Origin of the sequence: Microbacterium caowuchunii, from assembly GCF_008727755.1 — a bacterium.
Lineage (GTDB): Bacteria > Actinomycetota > Actinomycetes > Actinomycetales > Microbacteriaceae > Microbacterium > Microbacterium caowuchunii.
Genome location: NZ_CP044231.1, coordinates 87,880 through 106,285 on the forward strand (window position 1 = coordinate 87,880; position 18,406 = coordinate 106,285).

Here is an 18,406-nt window from a genome sequence, read left to right on the forward strand (position 1 = left end):
GCCCCCCGCGCCCACCTCCCCGGCATCCCGACACAGGAAGATCACATCGTGACCCACCCGACCCCCGGCCCCATCGACCCGCCCGCACGTCTGCTGATGGGCCCCGGCCCCATCTCGGCGTACCCCAGCGTGCTGCGGTCCATGTCCGCGCCGCTGGTCGGTCAGTACGACCCGTTCATGACCCACGCGATGACCGAGACGCAGGATCTCTACCGGCAGGTGTGGGGAACGGTCAACGAGGCCACGGTGCTGATCGACGGCACCTCCCGTGCGGGTATCGAGGCGGCTCTCGTCTCGCTCATCCGTCCGGGTGATCGCGTGCTCGTGCCGGTCTTCGGACGCTTCGGGCACCTGCTGGCCGAGATCGCCGAGCGCGCGCTCGCCGAGGTCCACACGATCGAGACCGCCTGGGGGCAGGTGTTCCCCGCCTCCGCCATCGAGGAGGCGATCGTGCGGGTGAAGCCCGCCCTCCTCGCGCTCGTGCAGGGCGACACCTCGACGACGATGAACCAGCCGCTCGACGAGATCGGCGCGATCTGCGCGAAGCACGGCGTGCTGTTCTACACCGACGCGACCGCCTCGCTCGGCGGGAACGCCTTCGAGGCCGACGCCTGGGGCCTGGATGCGGCGACCGCGGGCCTCCAGAAGTGCCTCGGCGGTCCCAGCGGTTCGGCCCCGCTGACCCTCTCCGACCGGGCGGTGGAGGTCGTCCGCTCCCGGTCCAAGGTGGAGGCGGGCATCCGCGAGGAGGGCGACGCGTCCGCATCCGACTTCGTCCGCTCCAACTACTTCGACCTCGGCATGATCCTCGACTACTGGGGTCCGCGCCGGCTCAACCACCACACCGAGGCGACCTCGATGCTGTACGCGGCGCGCGAATGCGCCCGGGTGCTGCTCGGGGAGGGCCGGGATGCTGTCATCGAACGCCACCGCGTGGCGGGCGCCGCGATGCTCGCCGGCGTCCGCGCGCTCGGCATGGACGTGTTCGGCGACGTCGCGCACAAGATGAACAACGTCGTGGCGGTCATGATCCCGGAGGGCGTGCCCGGAGACATCGCCCGCCAGGCCATGCTGGAGGACTTCGGGATCGAGATCGGCACCTCGTTCGGTCCGCTGCACGGACGGGTCTGGCGGATCGGCACGATGGGCTACAACGCCCGGAAGGACGCCGTGCTCACGACCCTCGCCGCACTGGAGGCCATCCTGCGCCGCTTCGGAGCCCCCGTGCCCGCCGGCGCCGGGGTCGAGGCCGCCGCCGATGTGTTCGCGGGGCGAGGCTGATGACGGTCCTGCTCGAGGTCGCGCCCGATCGGATCGCCGCCGCCGCCCGGCGGGTCATGGCGCGCTGCGAGGAGCTCGCGCGCGTCTCGGCCGCACCGGACGGGATCGAGCGGGTGTACCTCTCGCCGGAGCACGCGCGGGTCAACCGCCTCGCGGCGGAGTGGATGCGCGAGCTCGGCATGCGCACCCGGCAGGACGCCGCGGGCAACCAGGTCGGGCGCCTCGACCGGATCGAGGGCGATCGGCTGTCGCCGGACGCCCCGACGCTCATGATCGGGTCGCACCTCGACACCGTGCCGGATGCCGGACGTTTCGACGGGATCGTCGGGGTGCTGATGGGCCTCGAGGTGGCGCGGCTGCTGCGCACCCCGGTGGGTGACGGCCGGCACGGGTCCGCGCTGCCCTTCGCGATCGAGGTCGTGGCGTTCTCGGACGAGGAGGGCACCCGGTTCGGCAAGGCGCTGCTCGGCTCCTCCGCTGTGGCCGGGCTCTGGGACGAGGACTGGTGGGCGCTCACGGATGCGGGCGGCACCACGCTGCGTCAGGCCTTCCTCGAGTTCGGACTCGACCCCGCGCGCATCGGGGAGGCGGCCCGGCGGCCCGATGAGCTCGTCGGCTACCTCGAGGCGCACATCGAGCAGGGACCGGAATTGGACCGCCGGGGGGAGGCGCTCGCCGTCGTCTCGTCCATCGCGAGTGCGCGCCGCTTCCAGTTGGTGGTCGAGGGCGAGGCGCGTCACGCGGGCGGCACGCCCTACGACATGCGCCGCGACGCGCTGCTCGGCGCGAGCGAGGCCGCGCTGGCGGTGGAGCGGATCTGTCAGGCCGAGCATCACATCATCGGCACCGTGGGGCAGCTCGAGGCGTTCCCCGGTGCGGTGAACATCGTGCCCGGCGAGGCCCGGTTCTCCCTCGACCTGCGCGGCGAGTTCGATGGCCACCGCGACGACGTCTGGGACGCGATCTCGCACGAGCTCGACGCGATCATGGGGCGCCGCGGCCTGCGCTGGCACTCCCGCGAGGTGCACGACGCGGCCGCCGTGATGTGCGCGCCGCTGCTGCAGGACGTCGTGCGCCAGGGGATCACGTCGACGCGCGCGACCGGCTCCGAGGACCCCGCGGTGATCTTCAGCCGCGCCGGTCACGATGCGATGTCGATCGGCGCGATCACGGACGTGGGGATGCTGTTCCTGCGAAACCCGGACGGTATCAGCCACCACCGCGACGAGTCGGTCTCCGGCGCGGACGTGGCGCTCGGCATCCGTGCGCTCGCCGAGTCCGTGCTGCACCTCGCCGCGGACCGCCGCGCCTGACCGACCGACGAACCCGACCGACCCCCACGATTGCCGAGGACCCCATGGACCTGCTCGTCATCAACGCCCGCCTGATCACGGTCCCGGCCGGGACCGACGACCCCGGGTACATCGAGCGCGGCTGGATGCGGGTCGAGGACGGCCGCATCGTCGCGCTCGGTGCCGGGGACCCGCCCGCGGCGGCCGCCGGAGAGGTGCTCGACGTCGCGGGGGCGTTCGTCGCCCCGGGGTTCGTGTCCTCCCACTCGCACCTGTTCACGAGCGGCCTGCGCGGCCTCGGCGTCGCCGACACGCTCTACGGCTGGTGCGACTCGATGCTGGGGATGACGGCGCACGCCACCGCGGAGGACATCTACTGGTCGACCCTGCACGGCGCCCTGGACTTCCTCGCGAACGGCGTGACGACCGCGTACAACTTCACCGATCCGCTCCAGGCGTGGGAGTCCATGGTCGACGGGCGGCGCGAGGGCACCGCTCCGTTGCGCGAACCGGCGTACCACACCCGGCAGGCGGACGGCTGCCTGGATGCCGGCATCCGCTTCGTGGACTCGATCGGGATGGACGCCACCGCCGGAACCGACGAGGAGATCTTCGCCCGGTTCGAGGCGGCCGTCGCCCACACGCGGGCCATGGATCCCGCCTACGCACTCGGCGCGTCGATCATGGGCCAGGTGCAGTGGTCGCCGCGTCCGGATGCCGCCGAGATCGAGGTCGAGGCGATGCGCCGGTTCGGTGTGACCAACCAGGCGCACTTCCTCGAGTCCCCGGAGGCCGTGCCGCTGCAGCAGTCCAAGTTCCGGATGTACGCGGATGCCGGTGCGCTCGGACCCGACATGATGTTCGGGCACTTCATCCAGACCACACCGGAGATCATTGCGGAGGCCGCGGCGGGCGGGGCGAGCATGTCGTGGCAGCCCGCCTCGAACGGCCGGCTCGCCTCCGGTGTCGCGCTCGTCCCGGAGATGATCGAGCAGGGCATGAAGGTCGGGATGGGGCTCGACGACCAGGCCTGCACCGACGTCTCCGATCCCTGGCAGAACATGCGGATGGGCATCGTGATGCAGCGGGCCCGCACGAAGGATCCGCTGTCGATGATGCCCGAGCGCGTGCTCCGGCTGCACACGCTGGGAAGCGCGGAGATCATGGGCGTCGCCGACCGGGTCGGCAGCCTCGAGGTGGGGAAGTACGCCGACTTCGTCGTGGTCGACCCGCGCCGTCCGGACGTCGGACCGCTCTGGCATCCGGTGCGCAGCTACGTGCTCGCCTGCGGCCTGCGGAACCTGACGCGCGTGTACGTCGGGGGCGAGCTCGTCAGCGAGGGCGGCGTCTCGACCAATCCGCGTGCGGCCGAGGCGAGCGCGCGGCTGCACGACAGCCTGCCGCGGGTCGCCGAGCGCCTCGGCCGTCACCCGCACTGACACCGGTCAGCGGGTGGCTCCGCCGCGCCGACGTCAGCGGGCGGCTCCGGCGAGGCTGCCCGTGCTCTGCACACCCGGTTCGCCGATGATGCAGGACACGATGCGGTCGCCGCCCTCCTCCCAGCTCACCTGCGTGGGCGTGTACGACGTGAACTCGAGGACGGACTCCTCGTACGGGAGCCCCACGAAGTCGGAGAAGGCGGCGTAGCAGGCCTCGTCCGCCGCGGCCCAGACGGACTCCTCGCCGGGCCACGCCCCGTCCGGGAGCACGGCCTCGTGGAAGACCTCGTAGGAGTGCGGCTCCGAGCACGGGACGACCGGCACGTCGTACACCTGCTCCTCGCTCTGGTCGTCGAGGCAGTCCCCCACGGAGAGGGCGAACACGTCGATCCTCCCGCTGGCCGTGACCTCGCCGCTGTCGGTGTCCCGCGTCGCGGTGTCGTCGGCTTCGAGGGCGGTGCCCACCTGGGCGCACCCACCCAGCAGCGCCGCGGCGGCGAGGGCGACGGCCGCGGGGAGCAGGCGACGGGTGACGGGCATGGCGGACTCGCTTTCCAGACGGCGGACGCGCGGGGGAGGCGTCCGGCGGCTCCCGGGGGGTGGAGCGCAGGTTCCGAGGGTATCCGGGTGCACGTCCGCGGCCGTGGCCCCTGACGCCGTGCCCGCGGACGCGGTACCATCCGCTGCGAAGGGGAGGGACGTGGCCCTGCGATCGCGAAGCGCCGCGTGGCCGTTCGCACTGATCGTGACCGCCGCGGGGCTCGTCGGCTGTGCGGGCGCGGCGTCCGCGCCCGAGGACATCGCGGTCGCCGTCTACCAGCCCCGCACCGACGTGGCGGCGGGGCGCATCGCGATCACGGTCGAGAACCTGCGGTCGGAGCCCCTCGAGATCACCGGCGCGCGCCTGGAATCCCCCGGGTTCGCCGAACCCATGACCTGGCCGGGCGAGCGGACGGCCACGGTGCCGCCGGGGAGGGCGGTGGACCTGCGCGTGCCGCTCGTCCCGCCGGACTGCGCCGCGGACCCGCCGGTCACCGGGACGGTCGAGCTGACGTACCGGAAGGGGGCGGACGACGTGGATGCCCGCCTGCCCCTTCCCGGTGGGGACGACCGGCTCCCCGCGCTCTGGCGACAGGGCTGCCTGGCGTCGCGGGTCGCCGAGGTCGCCACGATAGGCAGCGCCGACTTCCTCTGGACGCCGGGCGTCCCCGAGGCCGTGCTCGTGGTCGACATCGTGCCGACCGGCCGGGAGGGGACCGTGCGGCTCCTCGAGGCTGCCGGGACGACGCTGCTGTCCCCGGCGCAGGAGGGTCGTGCCGTGCCCAGCGCGCCGCTGGACATCGCGGTCTCGGCGTCCGACCCGCCCTCGTCGCTGCGGGTGCCGATGGTGCCCAACCGATGTGACGCCCATGCCCTCGCCGAGGACAAGGTCGGCACCCGCATCCCCCTCCTGGTCGAGACCGAGGACGGGTCGACCGGCCGGCTGGTGCTCGCCGCATCCGATGCGCTCCGGGAGCGGATGTACGGCTTCTTCGTGGACGCCTGCGCGCTCTGATCCGCGGCGGGGCATCCCGCAGATGTGTAACGGTGCCGAAACACGAGCGCCAGTGTTCGTGAAATCTACATCGCATAGCGTCGGTCACGTCGCGCACCTCTGGCTTCACCGCGACGGGGTCCCCGGGGAATCCGGTCCCCGTCCGTTTCGGAACCGCGAGACGCACCCACCCACCCGAGTGCACCAACCGACAAACGGGAGACAGCATATGTCCCGCTTTTCCACCCGACGCGCACGCGTCGCCACCTCTCTGGCAGCCCTCACGCTGTCCGCCCTCGCACTGAGCGCCTGCGCCGGCGGATCCGCCGACGAAGCGACCGCGGCGGCCGACGACGAGAGTGCGAGCCACGGCGACATCACCCTCCAGCTGAGCTGGATCAAGAACGAGGAGTTCGCGGGCGAGTACTTCGCCGACAGCGAGGGCTACTACACCGAAGCGGGCTTCGACTCCGTGACCCTGGTGCCCGGACCCTCCGGCGGCATCCCCGAGATCATGAGCGGCACCGCGGACATCTCGATCAGCGACGCCGTCCAGGCGGGCGCAGCCATCGCGAACGAGGGCGCACCGATCAAGATCATCGGAGCCACCTTCCAGGCGAACCCCTTCACGGTGCTCTCGCTCGCCGACGGCGGTGACATCGCCACTCCGGAGGACCTCAAGGGCAAGAAGATCGGCGTCCAGGACTCGAACATGACGCTGTTCAACGCGTTGCTGGATGCGAACGACATCGACCCGTCGGAGCTGACCATCGTCCCGGTCCAGTACGACCCGGCGCCCCTGCTCAACGGCGAGGTCGACGGCTTCATGGCCTACCTGACCAACGAGGCGATCTCGGTCGAGATGGAGGGCTTCGCCACCACGAACTTCCCGCTCGCCGAGAACGGCATGCCCTTCGTCGCCGAGGTCTTCATCGTCACCGACGAGAAGATCGCGTCCGACCGGGAGATGCTCAAGGCGTTCCTCGCCGCTGAGATCAAGGGCTGGACCGACGCGGTCAACGATGCGGAGGCGGGAGCCGCGCTCGCCGTCGACGTGTACGGCAAGGACCTCGGTCTCGACCTGGAGAAGGCCGTGGCCGGATCCGTCGCCCAGAACCTGCTGATCGACACCGAGGAGACCCGCGAGAACGGTCTGTTCACCGTCTCCGAGAAGCTCCAGAAGGAGACGATCGCGACGCTCGAGCGGGCCGGCATCACGGTGACCGCCGACGTGCTGTTCGACATGTCGCTGCTCGCAGAGGTCTACGAGCAGTACCCCGAACTGATCGCCTACGCGGGCTGACCCCCCATCCCCGCCGGATAACGAAGGAATACTGTGACCGACACGGCCACTCTGACCGGTGCCCAGGGGACGACCCTGGGCACCGGGCTCCAGATCACGGATCTCAACAAGGTGTTCAGCGTCGGCCGCAAGAGCGTCGTCGCGCTGCAGGACGCCAACCTCCACACCGACCAGGGCACCTTCCTCTCGCTGCTGGGACCGTCCGGATGCGGCAAGTCCACCATCCTGCGGATCCTCGCCGGGCTCGAGGACCCCACCAGCGGCACCACCCGCGTCGACGGCAAGAGCCCCAAGCAGCTGCGCAAGGCGAACGAACTGGGCATCGCGTTCCAGGACTCGGCGCTCCTACCCTGGCGCAGCGTCCAGTCCAACATCCAGCTGCCGTTCGAGGTCGCGGGCAAGCCCGTCGACAAGGCCTACGTGGCCGAGATGATCGCGCTGGTCGGGCTCAAGGGCTTCGAGAAGGCCAAGCCGGCGCAGTTGTCCGGCGGGATGCGCCAGCGCGTCTCGATCGCCCGGTCCCTCATCATGAAGCCCTCGGTGCTGCTGTTCGACGAACCCTTCGGTGCGCTCGACGACATGACCCGGCAGAAGCTCAACCTCGAACTGCTGCGCATCTGGACCGAGAAGCCGGCGACGACCCTACTGGTCACCCACGGCATCTCCGAGGCCATCTTCCTCTCCGACCAGGTCGCGGTCATGAGCCCGCGTCCCGGTCGCATCAAGGAGGTCATGACGATCGACCTGCCGCGCCCGCGGACCCCGGAGATGATGCGGACGCCCGAGTTCCACGCGTACGTCGACCAGGCCTCGGAACTGCTCTTCGGCGTCGGAGGCGCCGCCGCCGATGACCACTGAGCAGGCGGTGGGCGGCACCATCCGCTGGGAGGACATCCGCCTCCCCGCCTGGGTGACCGGCCTCATCGGCGGCATCGCCGTGATCATCGCCTGGTGGATCGCGGCGACCACGATCTTCGCGAACGTCGGCCCCGGCAACGTGCAGGCCATCCCGACGCCGATCCAGGTCGTGGAGGGCTTCTTCATCAGCGGGTGGGACTTCTACCTCCGCAACTTCTCCGTCACCCTCTCCGAGGCCGGCATCGGCTACCTCTGGGGCAACGTCATCGCCCTGCTCCTGTCCGGCGTCGTGCTGGTGGTGCCGCGGCTCGAGGGCGTCGTCATGCAGCTCGCCATCATCACGTACTGCATCCCGATCGTCGCCATCGGCCTCCTCCTGGTCATCGTCATCCCCGTGCCGAAGGCGGGGGAGCCCTCCGGCACCGCGATCGTGCTGGCGGCGCTGAGCGTCTTCTTCACCACGGTCGTGGGGGCCCTGCTCGGGCTGAAGGCCGCCGACAAGGCGAGCCTCGACGTGATCACCGTCTACGGCGGGTCGCGCTTCACCCAGCTGCGGAAGGTCCGGCTCATCGCCGCGCTCCCCGCCATCCTCAACGCACTGCAGATCGCGGTCCCGGCCGCGTTCCTCGGGGCGGTCCTCGGCGAGTTCTTCGGCAAGGTCGAGCTCGGGGTCGGGCCGTCCATGATCGCCGCCCAGCAGGCGTTGAACGCGCCCCTCGTCTGGGACATCGCCCTCGCCTCCGGAGCCGTCGCCCTCGCCGGGTACGGCCTCATCGGACTCATCGCCCGCGCCATCGCGCCCTGGTCGAAGGGAGCACAGAAATGACCGACACCCTGGCGGCCCCGCTGCCGCCCACCGTCGCGAGAGCGGCGTCGTCCGCCCCCCTCGACGTCTCCATCAAGCAGGAGGCGCGCAAGGCCACCCTCCGCGCCGTCGGCAGCTCGCTGCTGACCTTCGGCCTGACGATCGTCGCGGTCGTCGTGCTCTGGGTCGGTGCGCTCTGGGTCTTCAACGTGAGCCCATACGTCGGCAAGGGTCCGGTGGACGTGTGGAACTACCTGTTCGCCCTCCCCGCATCCGACGCCAACCGGGCACAGATGTTCTCCCAGCTGTGGGTGACCCTCGGCCACTCCGCGGTGGGGTTCTTCGCGGGGCTCGTCGTCGCGCTCCTCGTCGCAATGATCTTCCAGCTGAGCCGCGGTGCCGAGCACGCCCTGATGCCGTTGGCGATGCTGTTGCGCTCGGTCCCGCTCGTCGCGATGGCACCGGTCATCATCCTGATCTTCGGCCGCGACTTCGCCTCGGTCGCGGTGATCGGCGGCATCGTGGTGCTCTTCCCCGCGCTCGTGAACATCGTGTTCGGCCTGAAGTCCGCGCCGCCCCAGATGAACGACCTGGTGTCGGTCTACGGCGGAAGCTCGTGGACGACGCTGCGCAAGGTCGCCCTGCCCTCCGCGCTGCCCTCGCTCCTGGCGGCCGTCCGGATCTCCGTGCCCGGCGCCATCACCGGGGCCCTGCTGGCGGAGTGGCTGGCGGTCGGCGGCGGGATCGGCGGCGCGGTGGGCGGATACATCGCCGCGGCGCAGTTCTCGGCGCTGTGGACCGCGGTCGTGTTCGTGACGGCCACCGCCCTCATCCTGTACAACCTCGTGCAGCTGCTGGAAGCGGTCGTCCTGGCCCGGATGGGGATGGCCGACCGCGCCTGACCCCGCCCCGTTTCCCACCCTCTTCCCCGCGAGACTGCATAGTGGGCACGAAACAGCGCGTGACGGCATCCGTCTCGTGCTCTCTATGCAGTCTCGCGGGAGAATGACCTGAACCATCCCGACCGGCCACCATGCCCGGCCGCCCGTCGGCCTGCCGGACCAGCTAAGGAAGACCATGACCGATCTCACCGCCTTCGCCTTCGGACTCCCCAAGGCGGAGCTCCACCTGCACCTCGAGGGGACGCTGGAGCCGGAACTGAAGTTCGCCCTCGCCGCCCGCAACGGCATCGAACTGGCGGAGAAGACCGTCGAGGACGTCCGCGCCACCTACGACTTCACCGACCTGACGAGCTTCCTGGCCGTGTACTACCCCGCGATGCAGGTGCTGCAGACCGCGGAGGACTTCCACGATCTCGCCTGGGCATACCTGGAGCGTGCGGCAGCGCAGGGCGTCGTGCACGCGGAGATGTTCTTCGACCCGCAGGCGCACACCAGCCGCGGCGTGCCGTTCGCGAACGTCATCACCGGATACCGCCGCGCCGCCGTCCGTGCGCAGGACGAACTCGGCATCTCGGCCGAGCTGATCATGTGCTTCCTGCGCGACTTTTCCGCGGAGTACGCGATGGCGACCCTGATGGAGGCGCTCCCCTACAAGGCGTGGATCCTCGGGGTCGGCCTCGACTCCGACGAGCGCGACAACCCGCCGGCGAAGTTCGCCGCCGTCTTCGAGCGCGCCAAGGCCGAGGGCTTCTTCCTCACGATGCACTGCGACATCGACCAGATCGGCTCCGTCGACAACATCCGCACGGTCCTCACCGGGATCGGCGTCGATCGCATCGACCACGGCACGAACATCGTCGAGGACCCGGAACTGGTCGCCCTCGCGATCGAGAAGGGGATCGGCTTCACCTGCTGCCCGGTCTCGAACTCGTTCGTGACCGAGCAGATGAAGGCGGACGAGATCGTGGGGCTGCTGCGCCAGGGCGCTCGCGTCATGCTGAACTCGGACGACCCGGCCTACTTCGGCGCCTACGTCGGGGACAACTACGTCGCGCTCGCCGAGCAGGCCGGTCTGTCGGAGGCCGAGCTCGTGCAGCTGGCGGTCAACTCCTTCGAGGCCTCGTGGCTCACGCCCGCACGCCGGGCCGCGTACATCGCGCGGGTGCACGAGTACGCTGCCTCGCACAGCGCGGCGATCCCCGTCTGAGTGCCGCCGAGCCGAGAGCAGCAGATGAGCGAAATCCTTCCGGCGCCGGCAGGGGCCGCGGACGAGGATGCGGCGAGCCGCCGGCTCGGCGCCCGCATCCGCGAGCTGCGCACCGGGCGCGGCCTCACCCTCGTGCAGGTGGCCGCCGCCACGGGGCTGTCCCACCCCTTCCTCAGCCAGCTCGAACGCGGCCTCGCCCAGCCGAGCCTCGCGTCGTTGCGGCGCATCGCGGTGGCGCTGGAGACCAGCCCGATCGAGCTGATCGCCGCATCCGACGGGGATGCCGGGACCCCCGGTGCCGTGGAGGTCTCGCGGGCCGGAGAGGGGGCGCTGCCGGAGGGCTTCGCGTCCGGGGATGCCCGTCTGCTCGCGCACGGAGCGGCGGCCTTCCACCCCATGGAGGTCACCGCGGACGCGCTGGAACCCGGGGAGCTCTTCGTGCACGACGAGGAGGAGATCGTGTACGTGGTGGAGGGCGCCATCCGGGTCGATCTGGATGGCGCGGTGCACGACCTCGGCCCCGGCGACTCGATCTACTATCCGGGCGGCGTCTCGCACCGGTGGTGGTCGCGGGACGGGGAGGGTTACCGCCTCATCGTCGTGAAGAGCGCGGGTTCGCCCCGGGCCGGCCGGGTGCGCCCGGCGGAGGGAAGCGCATGATCTCGTACCAGGACTACCTGCAGCTGCTGCCGAAGACCGAGCTGCACTGCCATTTCGTGTCGACCATGAACGCCGCGACCTTCCTCGAGCTCGCCGGCAAGCACGGTGTCGCCCTGTGGGGATCCGATCCGGAGACGCTCTTCGACTTCGCGGATCTCGTCGACTTCCTGGTGGGATTCCGTGCCGCGCACGACGTGCTGCGTGATCCGGAGGACTTCGCCCGGGTCGCCTGGGAGGGCGTGCGGGACGCGGTGGCGCAGGGCAACCTCCGCTACCGGGAGTACTACGTCAACCCGCAGTACTTCGCCGCGCGCGGGGTGGAATACCTGGAGGTGATGGAGCCCATCATCGCCGGACTCCGCCGCGCTGAGCGGGATTTCGGGGTGGGCTTCGCGATCATCGCAGCGATCAACCGGCGTGACGACGCGGCATCCGCGGTGGAGATGGTGCGCCAGGTGATCGCGCATCCACTGCCGGAGGTCGTGGGGATCGGCCAGGACGATCTCACCCCGGAGAACACCGAGGATCCGACCCGCTTCGCCGCCGCCTACGAGCTCGCCGCGGCCCACGGGCTCAAGCGCACGGCGCACGTCGGCGAGACCGACGCCGCGACCTCGGATGCGGTGCGCCAGGCGATCGAGGTACTCGGGTGCGAGCGCCTCGACCACGGCTACCGGATCACGGACGATCCCGAGGTGGTCCAACTGGCCCGGGAGCGCGGGATCGCCTTCGCGACCACGCCGGTGTCGACCACGATCTGCTCGGACTGGGCGCTGGACGAGGCGCACCGCATCCGGGCGATGATCGACGCGGGGCTGATGGTCACGGTGTCGACCGACGACGCCATGTTCTTCCGCACGGACCTCGGGCGCGAGTACCGGGAGGGGCTGTTCGCGATGGGCGTGGATGCGGCGACGGCGAAGCAGATCGCCCTGAACGGGATCACGGGCGCGTTCTGCGACGAGGCACGGAAGGACCGCCTGCGGGCGGAGTTCCGCGCTCAGTTCGCCGCCCTCGACGCCGTGCTGGCACCCGCCGACTGGGCCTCCGCCGTTCCGGCGTCGTAACTCCTGCGGTCCGCGGGCGGGAAGCGGCCCGCGGACGTAGCCGGGCCGGTTCTGCAGGAGTTGTGTCGCCACGGCGGTCGAGACCGCCGAACCGGCCCTGCCACCGGCCGATCCGTCCCCGTCCCGGAATTCCACTCCGCCACCCCGGGGATTCCGCCCCGTCCCCGTCCCGGAATTCCACCGCGTGCCCCGCCGGGAACTCCGCTCCGTCGCCGTAACTCCTGCATTCCGCCCGTGTGAGGGGGGCCAGGCCGTGGCCGCACCGGTTCTGCAGGAGTTGTGTCGCCACGGTGGCCTGCACCGCCGCACGAACGGGATGCCGGTGGCCTGCACCGCCGCACGAACGGGACCCTCACCGCACTCCGAGTCGCGGTGAGGGCCCTCCGGGTCCAGGGTCAGGCGGCGGCGATCAGCTCCGCCGCCCGCTCGGCGATCGCGACGGTCGGCGCCTGCGTGTTGCAGGTCGGGATGCTGGGCATGACCGACGCGTCGGCGACCCACAGCCCCTCCAGCCCGTGGACCTTCAGCCCCGGGTCGACGACCGCGAGCTCGTCGGTCCCGATCCGGGCGGTGCCGGAGCAGTGGAAGAACGTGCCGATGTTCTGACGTACGAACTGCGTCTTCTCCTCCCGCGAGAGTCCGCGGACGGGCGTGATCGGCCCCTCGGCGAGCTCGGCGTAGGCGGATGCGGCGACGAGATCCTGCACCGTATCGACCGCCTCGACCATGGTGGCGAGGTCGGTCGGGTCGGCCAGGTAGTTCGGGTGGAAGTCCGCCGCTGCATCCGGGTCTGCGGACCGCACGCGCACCCAGCCGACGCTGCGGGACCGGTACAGCCCCGGCACGAGCGCGAACACGCGGTTGCCGGACAGGTCGTGCGCCGCGTGCAGCGTCTCGTCCCCGCGGGACCCGTGCGCGACCACCGTGTGCATGTCCGGTCCGGAGGCCGCGTAGGAGCTGCGCCAGTTCAGCATCGCGCCCCCGCCGTTGCCGATCACCGGGCCGAGGTCCGCTCGGGCGCGGAAGTTCATCCCCAGGATCAGCGGATGGTCCTGGAAGTTCTCGCCGACACCGGGCAACGCGTGCACCGGCCGGATGTCGGCGGCGGAGAGGCGGGCGGGGTCGCCGATGCCGGACAGCTGCAGGAGCCGGGGCGTGTCCAGTGCGCCGGCGGTCAGCACGACGCGCGCGGCGGAGGTCGTCACGAGCTCCCCGCCGACGACGTGCCGGATGCCGGTCACGACTCCGGCCGAGAGGACGAGCGCGTGCACGCGGCTGTCCACCACGACGTCGAGGTTCGGCCGGGCGAGGGCGGGTTCGAGGTATCCGCGGGCGGTGCTCCAGCGCTCGAACGAGCCGTCCGCGCCGACGATCGCGTTGTAGTCCGCGTAGACGGCGCCCTCGTTGTCGGCGCCGTTGGCGTCGTCGATCACGGGCAGGCCACGATCGGCGGATGCGGCGATCAGCGCGTGCGCGATGGGGTGCACGTCGGCGAGGGGCCCGACCCGCATCGGGCCGTCGGTGCCGCGGAACGCGGGGTCACCGCCCGCCCGCGTCTCGGACCGGCGGAAGAAGGGGAGCAGGTCGTCGAAGCCCCACCCGGTTGCTCCGGCATCCGCCCACGCGTCGTAGTCGGCGCGGTTGCCGCGGTACCAGAGCATCGCATTCGTGGAGGAGCTGCCGCCGAGAACCTTGCCGCGGGGCATCGCGAGCGCGCGGCCGAGCACGTGCTCGGTGGGGGTGGATCGGTAGCCGTGGTCGTAGGGCCCGCCGATCAGGGCGTCCCAGTGTGCGGCGTCGAGCACCTCGCGGACGCCCCGGTGGTCGGGTCCGGCCTCGACGAGCAGCACCCGGGCGTCCGGGTCCTCGGACAGACGCGCGGCCAGCACGCAGCCGGCCGCGCCGCCGCCCACGACCAGGTAGTCGTAGGCGGCGGCGGGGGAGGGGACGACGGGCATCAGTTGTGCTCGCTCGGTCCCATGATGGTGATGCCCTCGATCGACTCGACGTGCCGGACGAAGACGTACTTGTCCTCCCGGCCGTCCGAGTGCTTGCGCGTGATCCCCGGCTCCAGGATGCCGTCGGTCTTGGCGACGAGCACGTAGGGCTCCTCGGCGGCCAGGCCTGCTTCGCAGTGCCGATCGAAGTCCTCGAGGGTGGTCGCGGTGTACGCGTGGGTGATGCCGGCGCCGCGGGCGATGCCGGCGAGGTCGACGCGACCCTGCTGGGTGTGGGTGCGGGGGCCGCCGATCGACTGGTAGCACTCGTTGTCCCACACCACGATGAACAGGTTCTTCGGCTGCTCGTTCGAGACGGTGGCGAGCGCGCCCAGGTTGAACAACAGGCCGCCGTCGGTGTCCAGGGACACGACCTGACGGTGCGGCAGGCCCACCGCGAGCCCGAAGGCCTCCGGGGTCACGCAGCCGAGCTGCTGCTGGAACAGGCTCGCCTCGCGCATGTGCGGAGCCGCGTTGTACCACTCGTCCACCGCTCCGCCGAGCGAGAGGATCACCAGGGCGTCGTCGGTCAGGCGTGCACCGAGCAGCTTCATGCATTCATAACGGCTCATGCTCATCGCACGATCCCCCCTCCGAGGACGACAGCGGCGTGGTAGTAGGACGAGTAGGCGGTCTCGTAGGCGTTGACGATGGCCTGCTCGATCTGGTCGACCTCGTGCACGATCGTGTACGGGGTGCGCAGGGTCTGCAGCAGCGGCTCCATGGTGACCCCGTGCGGGATGGCCCACCAGTTGTTCTCGCCCATCTCGCCGCGGTAGCTCATGATCATGACGACCGGGATGCCGGCACCGAGGCCGAGCCGGGCGAGGTGCTCGGTCGCGGCACGCAGACCGGAGTTCTCCATCACCAGGACGGCGCGCTTGCCGGAGAGGAAGACGCCGCCGGCGAGGGCCGCGCCCTCGCCCTCGTTGGTCACCGGGATGGTGCGGATGTCGGCATCCGCATCCAGGGCCGGGTACAGCTCCTTCAGCAGTGAGTCGGGGAGGTAGGTGGCGACGCTGACCCCGGCCTTCTTCAGGCCGCGGATCACCGCCTCGACGGCATCGGCTCTCATGGTGTCTCCTTGTCGTGCTCTCTCGTGTCTGATGTCTGTCGACTCGCCAGGAAATGCGGATGCGGCGGTCCCGACACCCGCATTTCCTGGCTAGTCGACCGGGGTGTGGGGGGAGGCGCTCGCGGTGAGGCGGTGGGCGCGGTGCGTGGCGGCCAGACGCGGGGTGCCGCTGATGTGCTCGCGGAGCGTCGACCCCTCGGGGGTGCCGACCCGGCCGCGGCCGGCCAGCACGGGCACGACGAGCTCGATGAACGCGCGGTAGGCGGCGGGGCCGCCGAACGTCGGTTCCAGCATGATCCCGTCGATACCCGAGCCGTCGATGATCGCCTCGATCTCGTCGGCCACCTCCTCCGGCGTACCGGTCACCTGGAACCCGCGGATCGCCTTCGTGCGGAACTGATCCAGGATGTCGCCGACCCTCATCTCCGGGTCCTGCCGGGCGTAGCGCTGGATGAGCGTCTGTCCGAGGTCCGTGGTGAGGTCGACGACCCGGGTCTCCGGGTCCAGCCCGGTGAGGTCGAGGCCGGTGATCCCGGCGAACATGACGGCGGCGTCGTCCCGGCCGAGCAGCTCCTCGTACTCGGCGCGGAGGGCCTCCGCCCCGGCGCGGGTGGGCGCGACCGTCACGGTCATCCCGGTGACCACGGCGATGTCCTCGGGGTGGCGGCCGTTGCGGACCGCCTGGTCCCGGATGTCGTGGACGTGCGCCGCCGCACTCTCGATCGTCTGCCCCTGGATGAATACGGCCTCGGCGTTCCGCGCCGCGTACGCCCGGCCGCGGTCGGACGTTCCGGCCTGGAAGAGCACGGGGGTGCGCTGCGGGGTCGGGGGCACGGCGAAGATCCCCTGGGAACGCTGGTAGGCATCGTCGACCTCGACCCGGTGCAGCTTCGCCGGGTCGGCGTACACCCGCCGGGCGCGGTCGCGCACCTCGGCGTCGTCGTCCCAGCTGTGCTCCCAGTACCGCAGGCAGGTGTCCAGGAACGAGTCCGCCGCATCGTATTTGCCGTCGTGCGAGAGCTTCTCGGTGACGCCGAACAGCTCATCGGTCGTCGCCTGGGAGCTGCCGGTGACGACGTTCCAGCCGATGCGTCCCTGCGTGAAGCGGTCGAGACTCGCGAAGCGGCGGGCGGTGGCGTACGGGCGCTCCACGGTGGTGGGGGAGGTCACGACGAAGCCGAGGTTGTCGGTCGCCCGGGCCAGCGCGGTGATCGCGAGCATCGGGTCGAGCGCCGGGAACTGGATGCCGTGGGCGGCGACCTCTTCGGGCATGCGCCCGCCGAGGGTGGCGTAGCCGTAGGTGTCGGCGAAGAACAGGAAGTCGAAGCCCGCCGCATCCAGCTCCTGAGCCAGCTCCACCCAGTAGTCCAGGCGGTCCCAGTCGTCGCCGCGGCCCTCGGGGTGCGTCCACGTCGGCATCCCGTTGGAGGGGTTCATCATCTCGAAGACCCCGAGTCGGATCCGCTTCTTCTCGTTCATACGACCATCACCACGCTCTTCGTCTCCAGGTAGTTCTCGAGGCCCTGCGCCCCGTTCTCGTAGCCCCATCCGGACTCCTTGTGGCCGCCCTTGGGCAGTTCGGGGCCGAGGAAGGAGTGGCAGTTCACCCACACCGTGCCCGCCTGCAGCCGGGCGGCGATCCGGTGCCCGTTGCTCAGGCCCTCGGTCCACACGCTCGCGGCCAGGCCGTAGTCGCTGTCGTTGGCCCAGCCGACGACCTCGTCCACGTCGTCGAAGGGTGTGACGACCGCGACCGGGCCGAAGATCTCCTCGCGCATGAGGCGCATGTCCGCGGTCACGTCGGTGAGCACGGTGGGCGTGTAGAAGGTGCCGTTCGCGCCGTCGCGCTCGCCGCCGGTGACGACGGTGACGCCCTCGGCCACCCCCTCGTCGACGAACGCGGCGACGCGCTCCGCCTGTGCGGTGCTCACGAGCGGGCCGAGGTCCGTGGCGGCGGCGAGTCCGTGCCCCATCCGCAGGCTCCGGCCGGCGTCGGCCATGCCCGCCACCACCGCGTCGTAGACGTCCCGGTGGGCGTAGATGCGAGCGCTGGCGACACAGACCTGGCCGCCATTGTCGAAGATGCCCCGGGAGACGCCCTCGATCGCGGCCGGCAGGTCCGCATCCGGCATGATGATCGACGGCGACTTGCCGCCGAGCTCGAGGGTCAGCCGGGCGAGCCGGGAGGATGCGGTCTGCACGAGGCGCTTGCCGACAGCCGTGGATCCGGTGAACGCGATCTTGGCCACACCGTGGTGCTCGACGAGGGCCTGTCCCGCCTCGGTCCCGTAGCCGGTGACGATGTTGACGACGCCTTCGGGGACGCCCGCCTCCTGGAGGAGCCGCCCGAGGTACAGGGCGGTCAGGGACGTGTTCTCGGCCGGCTTCAGCACGAGGGTGCAGCCGGCGGCCAGGGCCGGTGCGAGCTTCATCGCGGTCATCACCATGGGCGAGTTCCACGGCACGATCGCCGCCACCACGCCCACGGGTTCCCGCCGTGTGTAGGCGAAGACCTCTTTCCCCTCGGGGGTGCGGGAGAGGGATGTGGGGATGGTCTCGCCGAGGATCTTGGTGGGCCAGCCGGCGTAGTAGCGGAACTGGTTGATGGCGGCCGGGATCTCCCCGAACCGGGACGTGCGCAGGCTCTTGCCCTGGTCCAGGGTCTCGAGCTCGGCCAGGGCGTCGAGGTGCTCCTCCATGAGGTCGGCGATGCGCCAGAGGAGGCGGGATCGGTCGGCCGGCCGCATCCGGGCCCAGCCGTCGAGCGCGTAGCCCGCAGCGGTCACGGCGCGGTCGACGTCGGCGGCGGATCCGCGCGCGACCCGGGCGAGCTCCTCGCCGGTCGCGGGGTCGAGCGATGCGAAGTCGGCTCCGTCCGCGGACGGGGCCCAGCGGCCGCCGATCAGGTGGCGCCCGGGGTCGTCGGCGAGGAAACGGAGGACCCGTTCGCTCAGCTGCCCGCGCTCGGTGTGGATGGTCATGTCAG

17 protein-coding genes are annotated in these 18,406 nt (G+C 71.0%); 11 read left to right on the forward strand and 6 right to left on the reverse strand.

What is annotated here, in order from left to right; all coding sequences use genetic code 11:
* Positions 1-96: 96 nt before the first annotated feature.
* Genes F6J84_RS00400 through F6J84_RS00410 form a run of 3 tightly spaced genes read left to right on the forward strand, consistent with a single transcriptional unit; the run spans position 97 to position 4,012 of the window.
* Positions 97-1,281 carry a pyridoxal-phosphate-dependent aminotransferase family protein gene (locus F6J84_RS00400; protein ID WP_150974613.1) on the forward strand — a complete coding sequence of 395 codons (1,185 nt, stop codon included), beginning with the start codon at positions 97-99 and terminating at the stop codon, positions 1,279-1,281.
* Positions 1,281-2,594, forward strand: coding sequence for an allantoate amidohydrolase (locus tag F6J84_RS00405; RefSeq protein ID WP_150892858.1), 1,314 nt, complete (start codon positions 1,281-1,283; stop codon positions 2,592-2,594). Before F6J84_RS00400 ends, F6J84_RS00405 begins: the two co-directional genes overlap by 1 nt.
* A 44-nt stretch (positions 2,595-2,638) precedes the next feature.
* Positions 2,639-4,012 carry an amidohydrolase family protein gene (locus tag F6J84_RS00410; RefSeq protein ID WP_150970456.1) on the forward strand — a complete coding sequence of 458 codons (1,374 nt, stop codon included), beginning with the start codon at positions 2,639-2,641 and terminating at the stop codon, positions 4,010-4,012.
* Between the two features lie 33 nt (positions 4,013-4,045).
* Here the strand turns inward: F6J84_RS00410 and F6J84_RS00415 are convergent, their stop codons facing one another.
* The gene (locus F6J84_RS00415) at positions 4,046-4,552 is read right to left on the reverse strand and encodes a septum formation family protein (protein ID WP_150970458.1); all 507 of its coding nucleotides are present in this window, start codon (positions 4,550-4,552) and stop codon (positions 4,046-4,048) included.
* Between the two features lie 160 nt (positions 4,553-4,712).
* Between F6J84_RS00415 and F6J84_RS00420 the strand changes: the two genes are divergently transcribed.
* The 8 genes from F6J84_RS00420 to add (F6J84_RS00455) all read left to right on the forward strand — a co-directional run bounded on the left by F6J84_RS00420 (position 4,713) and on the right by add (F6J84_RS00455) (position 12,348).
* On the forward strand, positions 4,713-5,567 hold the full coding sequence (locus F6J84_RS00420) for a hypothetical protein (RefSeq protein WP_150970460.1): 855 nt from the start codon (positions 4,713-4,715) through the stop codon (positions 5,565-5,567).
* Between the two features lie 208 nt (positions 5,568-5,775).
* Positions 5,776-6,849, forward strand: a complete 1,074-nt coding sequence (locus tag F6J84_RS00425) for an ABC transporter substrate-binding protein (protein ID WP_150970462.1) — start codon at positions 5,776-5,778, stop codon at positions 6,847-6,849.
* Positions 6,850-6,882: 33 nt separating this feature from the next.
* Positions 6,883-7,707, forward strand: a complete 825-nt coding sequence (locus F6J84_RS00430; protein ID WP_224785887.1) for an ABC transporter ATP-binding protein — start codon at positions 6,883-6,885, stop codon at positions 7,705-7,707.
* Complete coding sequence (locus F6J84_RS00435; RefSeq protein ID WP_150970464.1) at positions 7,697-8,533, forward strand: ABC transporter permease; 837 nt, start codon at positions 7,697-7,699, stop codon at positions 8,531-8,533. The genes F6J84_RS00430 and F6J84_RS00435 overlap by 11 nt, the downstream gene beginning before the upstream one ends.
* Positions 8,530-9,414 (forward strand): ABC transporter permease, encoded by an 885-nt coding sequence (locus tag F6J84_RS00440; protein WP_150970466.1) that lies wholly within the window; start codon positions 8,530-8,532, stop codon positions 9,412-9,414. The genes F6J84_RS00435 and F6J84_RS00440 overlap by 4 nt, the downstream gene beginning before the upstream one ends.
* A 175-nt stretch (positions 9,415-9,589) precedes the next feature.
* Positions 9,590-10,621, forward strand: coding sequence for an adenosine deaminase (gene add, locus F6J84_RS00445; protein WP_150970468.1), 1,032 nt, complete (start codon positions 9,590-9,592; stop codon positions 10,619-10,621).
* 24 nt (positions 10,622-10,645) lie between these two features.
* Positions 10,646-11,281 carry a helix-turn-helix domain-containing protein gene (locus F6J84_RS00450; RefSeq protein WP_150970470.1) on the forward strand — a complete coding sequence of 212 codons (636 nt, stop codon included), beginning with the start codon at positions 10,646-10,648 and terminating at the stop codon, positions 11,279-11,281.
* Positions 11,278-12,348 carry an adenosine deaminase gene (gene add, locus F6J84_RS00455; RefSeq protein ID WP_150970472.1) on the forward strand — a complete coding sequence of 357 codons (1,071 nt, stop codon included), beginning with the start codon at positions 11,278-11,280 and terminating at the stop codon, positions 12,346-12,348. The genes F6J84_RS00450 and add (F6J84_RS00455) overlap by 4 nt, the downstream gene beginning before the upstream one ends.
* 395 nt (positions 12,349-12,743) lie before the next feature.
* Here add (F6J84_RS00455) and F6J84_RS00460 read toward each other — a convergent pair whose 3' ends face one another.
* From F6J84_RS00460 to F6J84_RS00480, 5 genes are all read right to left on the reverse strand, one after another.
* The gene (locus F6J84_RS00460; protein WP_150970474.1) at positions 12,744-14,306 is read right to left on the reverse strand and encodes a GMC family oxidoreductase; all 1,563 of its coding nucleotides are present in this window, start codon (positions 14,304-14,306) and stop codon (positions 12,744-12,746) included.
* Positions 14,306-14,917 (reverse strand): thiamine pyrophosphate-dependent enzyme, encoded by a 612-nt coding sequence (locus F6J84_RS00465; protein ID WP_150970477.1) that lies wholly within the window; start codon positions 14,915-14,917, stop codon positions 14,306-14,308. The genes F6J84_RS00460 and F6J84_RS00465 overlap by 1 nt, the downstream gene beginning before the upstream one ends.
* A gap of 2 nt (positions 14,918-14,919) precedes the next feature.
* A complete protein-coding gene (locus F6J84_RS00470) occupies positions 14,920-15,420 on the reverse strand; it encodes a thiamine pyrophosphate-binding protein (protein ID WP_150970479.1) in 501 nt (166 codons plus the stop codon).
* Positions 15,421-15,510: 90 nt separating this feature from the next.
* The gene (locus tag F6J84_RS00475; protein WP_191905704.1) at positions 15,511-16,899 is read right to left on the reverse strand and encodes an NtaA/DmoA family FMN-dependent monooxygenase; all 1,389 of its coding nucleotides are present in this window, start codon (positions 16,897-16,899) and stop codon (positions 15,511-15,513) included.
* Positions 16,896-18,401 (reverse strand): aldehyde dehydrogenase family protein, encoded by a 1,506-nt coding sequence (locus F6J84_RS00480; RefSeq protein ID WP_150970483.1) that lies wholly within the window; start codon positions 18,399-18,401, stop codon positions 16,896-16,898. Before F6J84_RS00480 ends, F6J84_RS00475 begins: the two co-directional genes overlap by 4 nt.
* Between the last annotated feature and the right edge of the window lie 5 nt (positions 18,402-18,406).

What these genes read in the sequence shown, in the direction of transcription:
- F6J84_RS00450 (WP_150970470.1), top strand. Translation starts at nt 10,646, where the DNA reads ATGAGCGAAATCCTTCCGGCGCCGGCAGGGGCCGCGGACGAGGATGCG.
- F6J84_RS00460 (WP_150970474.1), bottom strand. Translation starts at nt 14,306, where the DNA reads ATGCCCGTCGTCCCCTCCCCCGCCGCCGCCTACGACTACCTGGTCGTG.
- F6J84_RS00410 (WP_150970456.1), top strand. Translation starts at nt 2,639, where the DNA reads ATGGACCTGCTCGTCATCAACGCCCGCCTGATCACGGTCCCGGCCGGG.
- F6J84_RS00470 (WP_150970479.1), bottom strand. Translation starts at nt 15,420, where the DNA reads ATGAGAGCCGATGCCGTCGAGGCGGTGATCCGCGGCCTGAAGAAGGCC.
- F6J84_RS00400 (WP_150974613.1), top strand. Translation starts at nt 97, where the DNA reads ATGGGCCCCGGCCCCATCTCGGCGTACCCCAGCGTGCTGCGGTCCATG.
- F6J84_RS00425 (WP_150970462.1), top strand. Translation starts at nt 5,776, where the DNA reads ATGTCCCGCTTTTCCACCCGACGCGCACGCGTCGCCACCTCTCTGGCA.
- add (WP_150970472.1), top strand. Translation starts at nt 11,278, where the DNA reads ATGATCTCGTACCAGGACTACCTGCAGCTGCTGCCGAAGACCGAGCTG.
- F6J84_RS00440 (WP_150970466.1), top strand. Translation starts at nt 8,530, where the DNA reads ATGACCGACACCCTGGCGGCCCCGCTGCCGCCCACCGTCGCGAGAGCG.
- F6J84_RS00405 (WP_150892858.1), top strand. Translation starts at nt 1,281, where the DNA reads ATGACGGTCCTGCTCGAGGTCGCGCCCGATCGGATCGCCGCCGCCGCC.
- F6J84_RS00415 (WP_150970458.1), bottom strand. Translation starts at nt 4,552, where the DNA reads ATGCCCGTCACCCGTCGCCTGCTCCCCGCGGCCGTCGCCCTCGCCGCC.
- F6J84_RS00480 (WP_150970483.1), bottom strand. Translation starts at nt 18,401, where the DNA reads ATGACCATCCACACCGAGCGCGGGCAGCTGAGCGAACGGGTCCTCCGT.
- add (WP_150970468.1), top strand. Translation starts at nt 9,590, where the DNA reads ATGACCGATCTCACCGCCTTCGCCTTCGGACTCCCCAAGGCGGAGCTC.
- F6J84_RS00435 (WP_150970464.1), top strand. Translation starts at nt 7,697, where the DNA reads ATGACCACTGAGCAGGCGGTGGGCGGCACCATCCGCTGGGAGGACATC.
- F6J84_RS00465 (WP_150970477.1), bottom strand. Translation starts at nt 14,917, where the DNA reads ATGAGCCGTTATGAATGCATGAAGCTGCTCGGTGCACGCCTGACCGAC.
- F6J84_RS00475 (WP_191905704.1), bottom strand. Translation starts at nt 16,899, where the DNA reads ATGAACGAGAAGAAGCGGATCCGACTCGGGGTCTTCGAGATGATGAAC.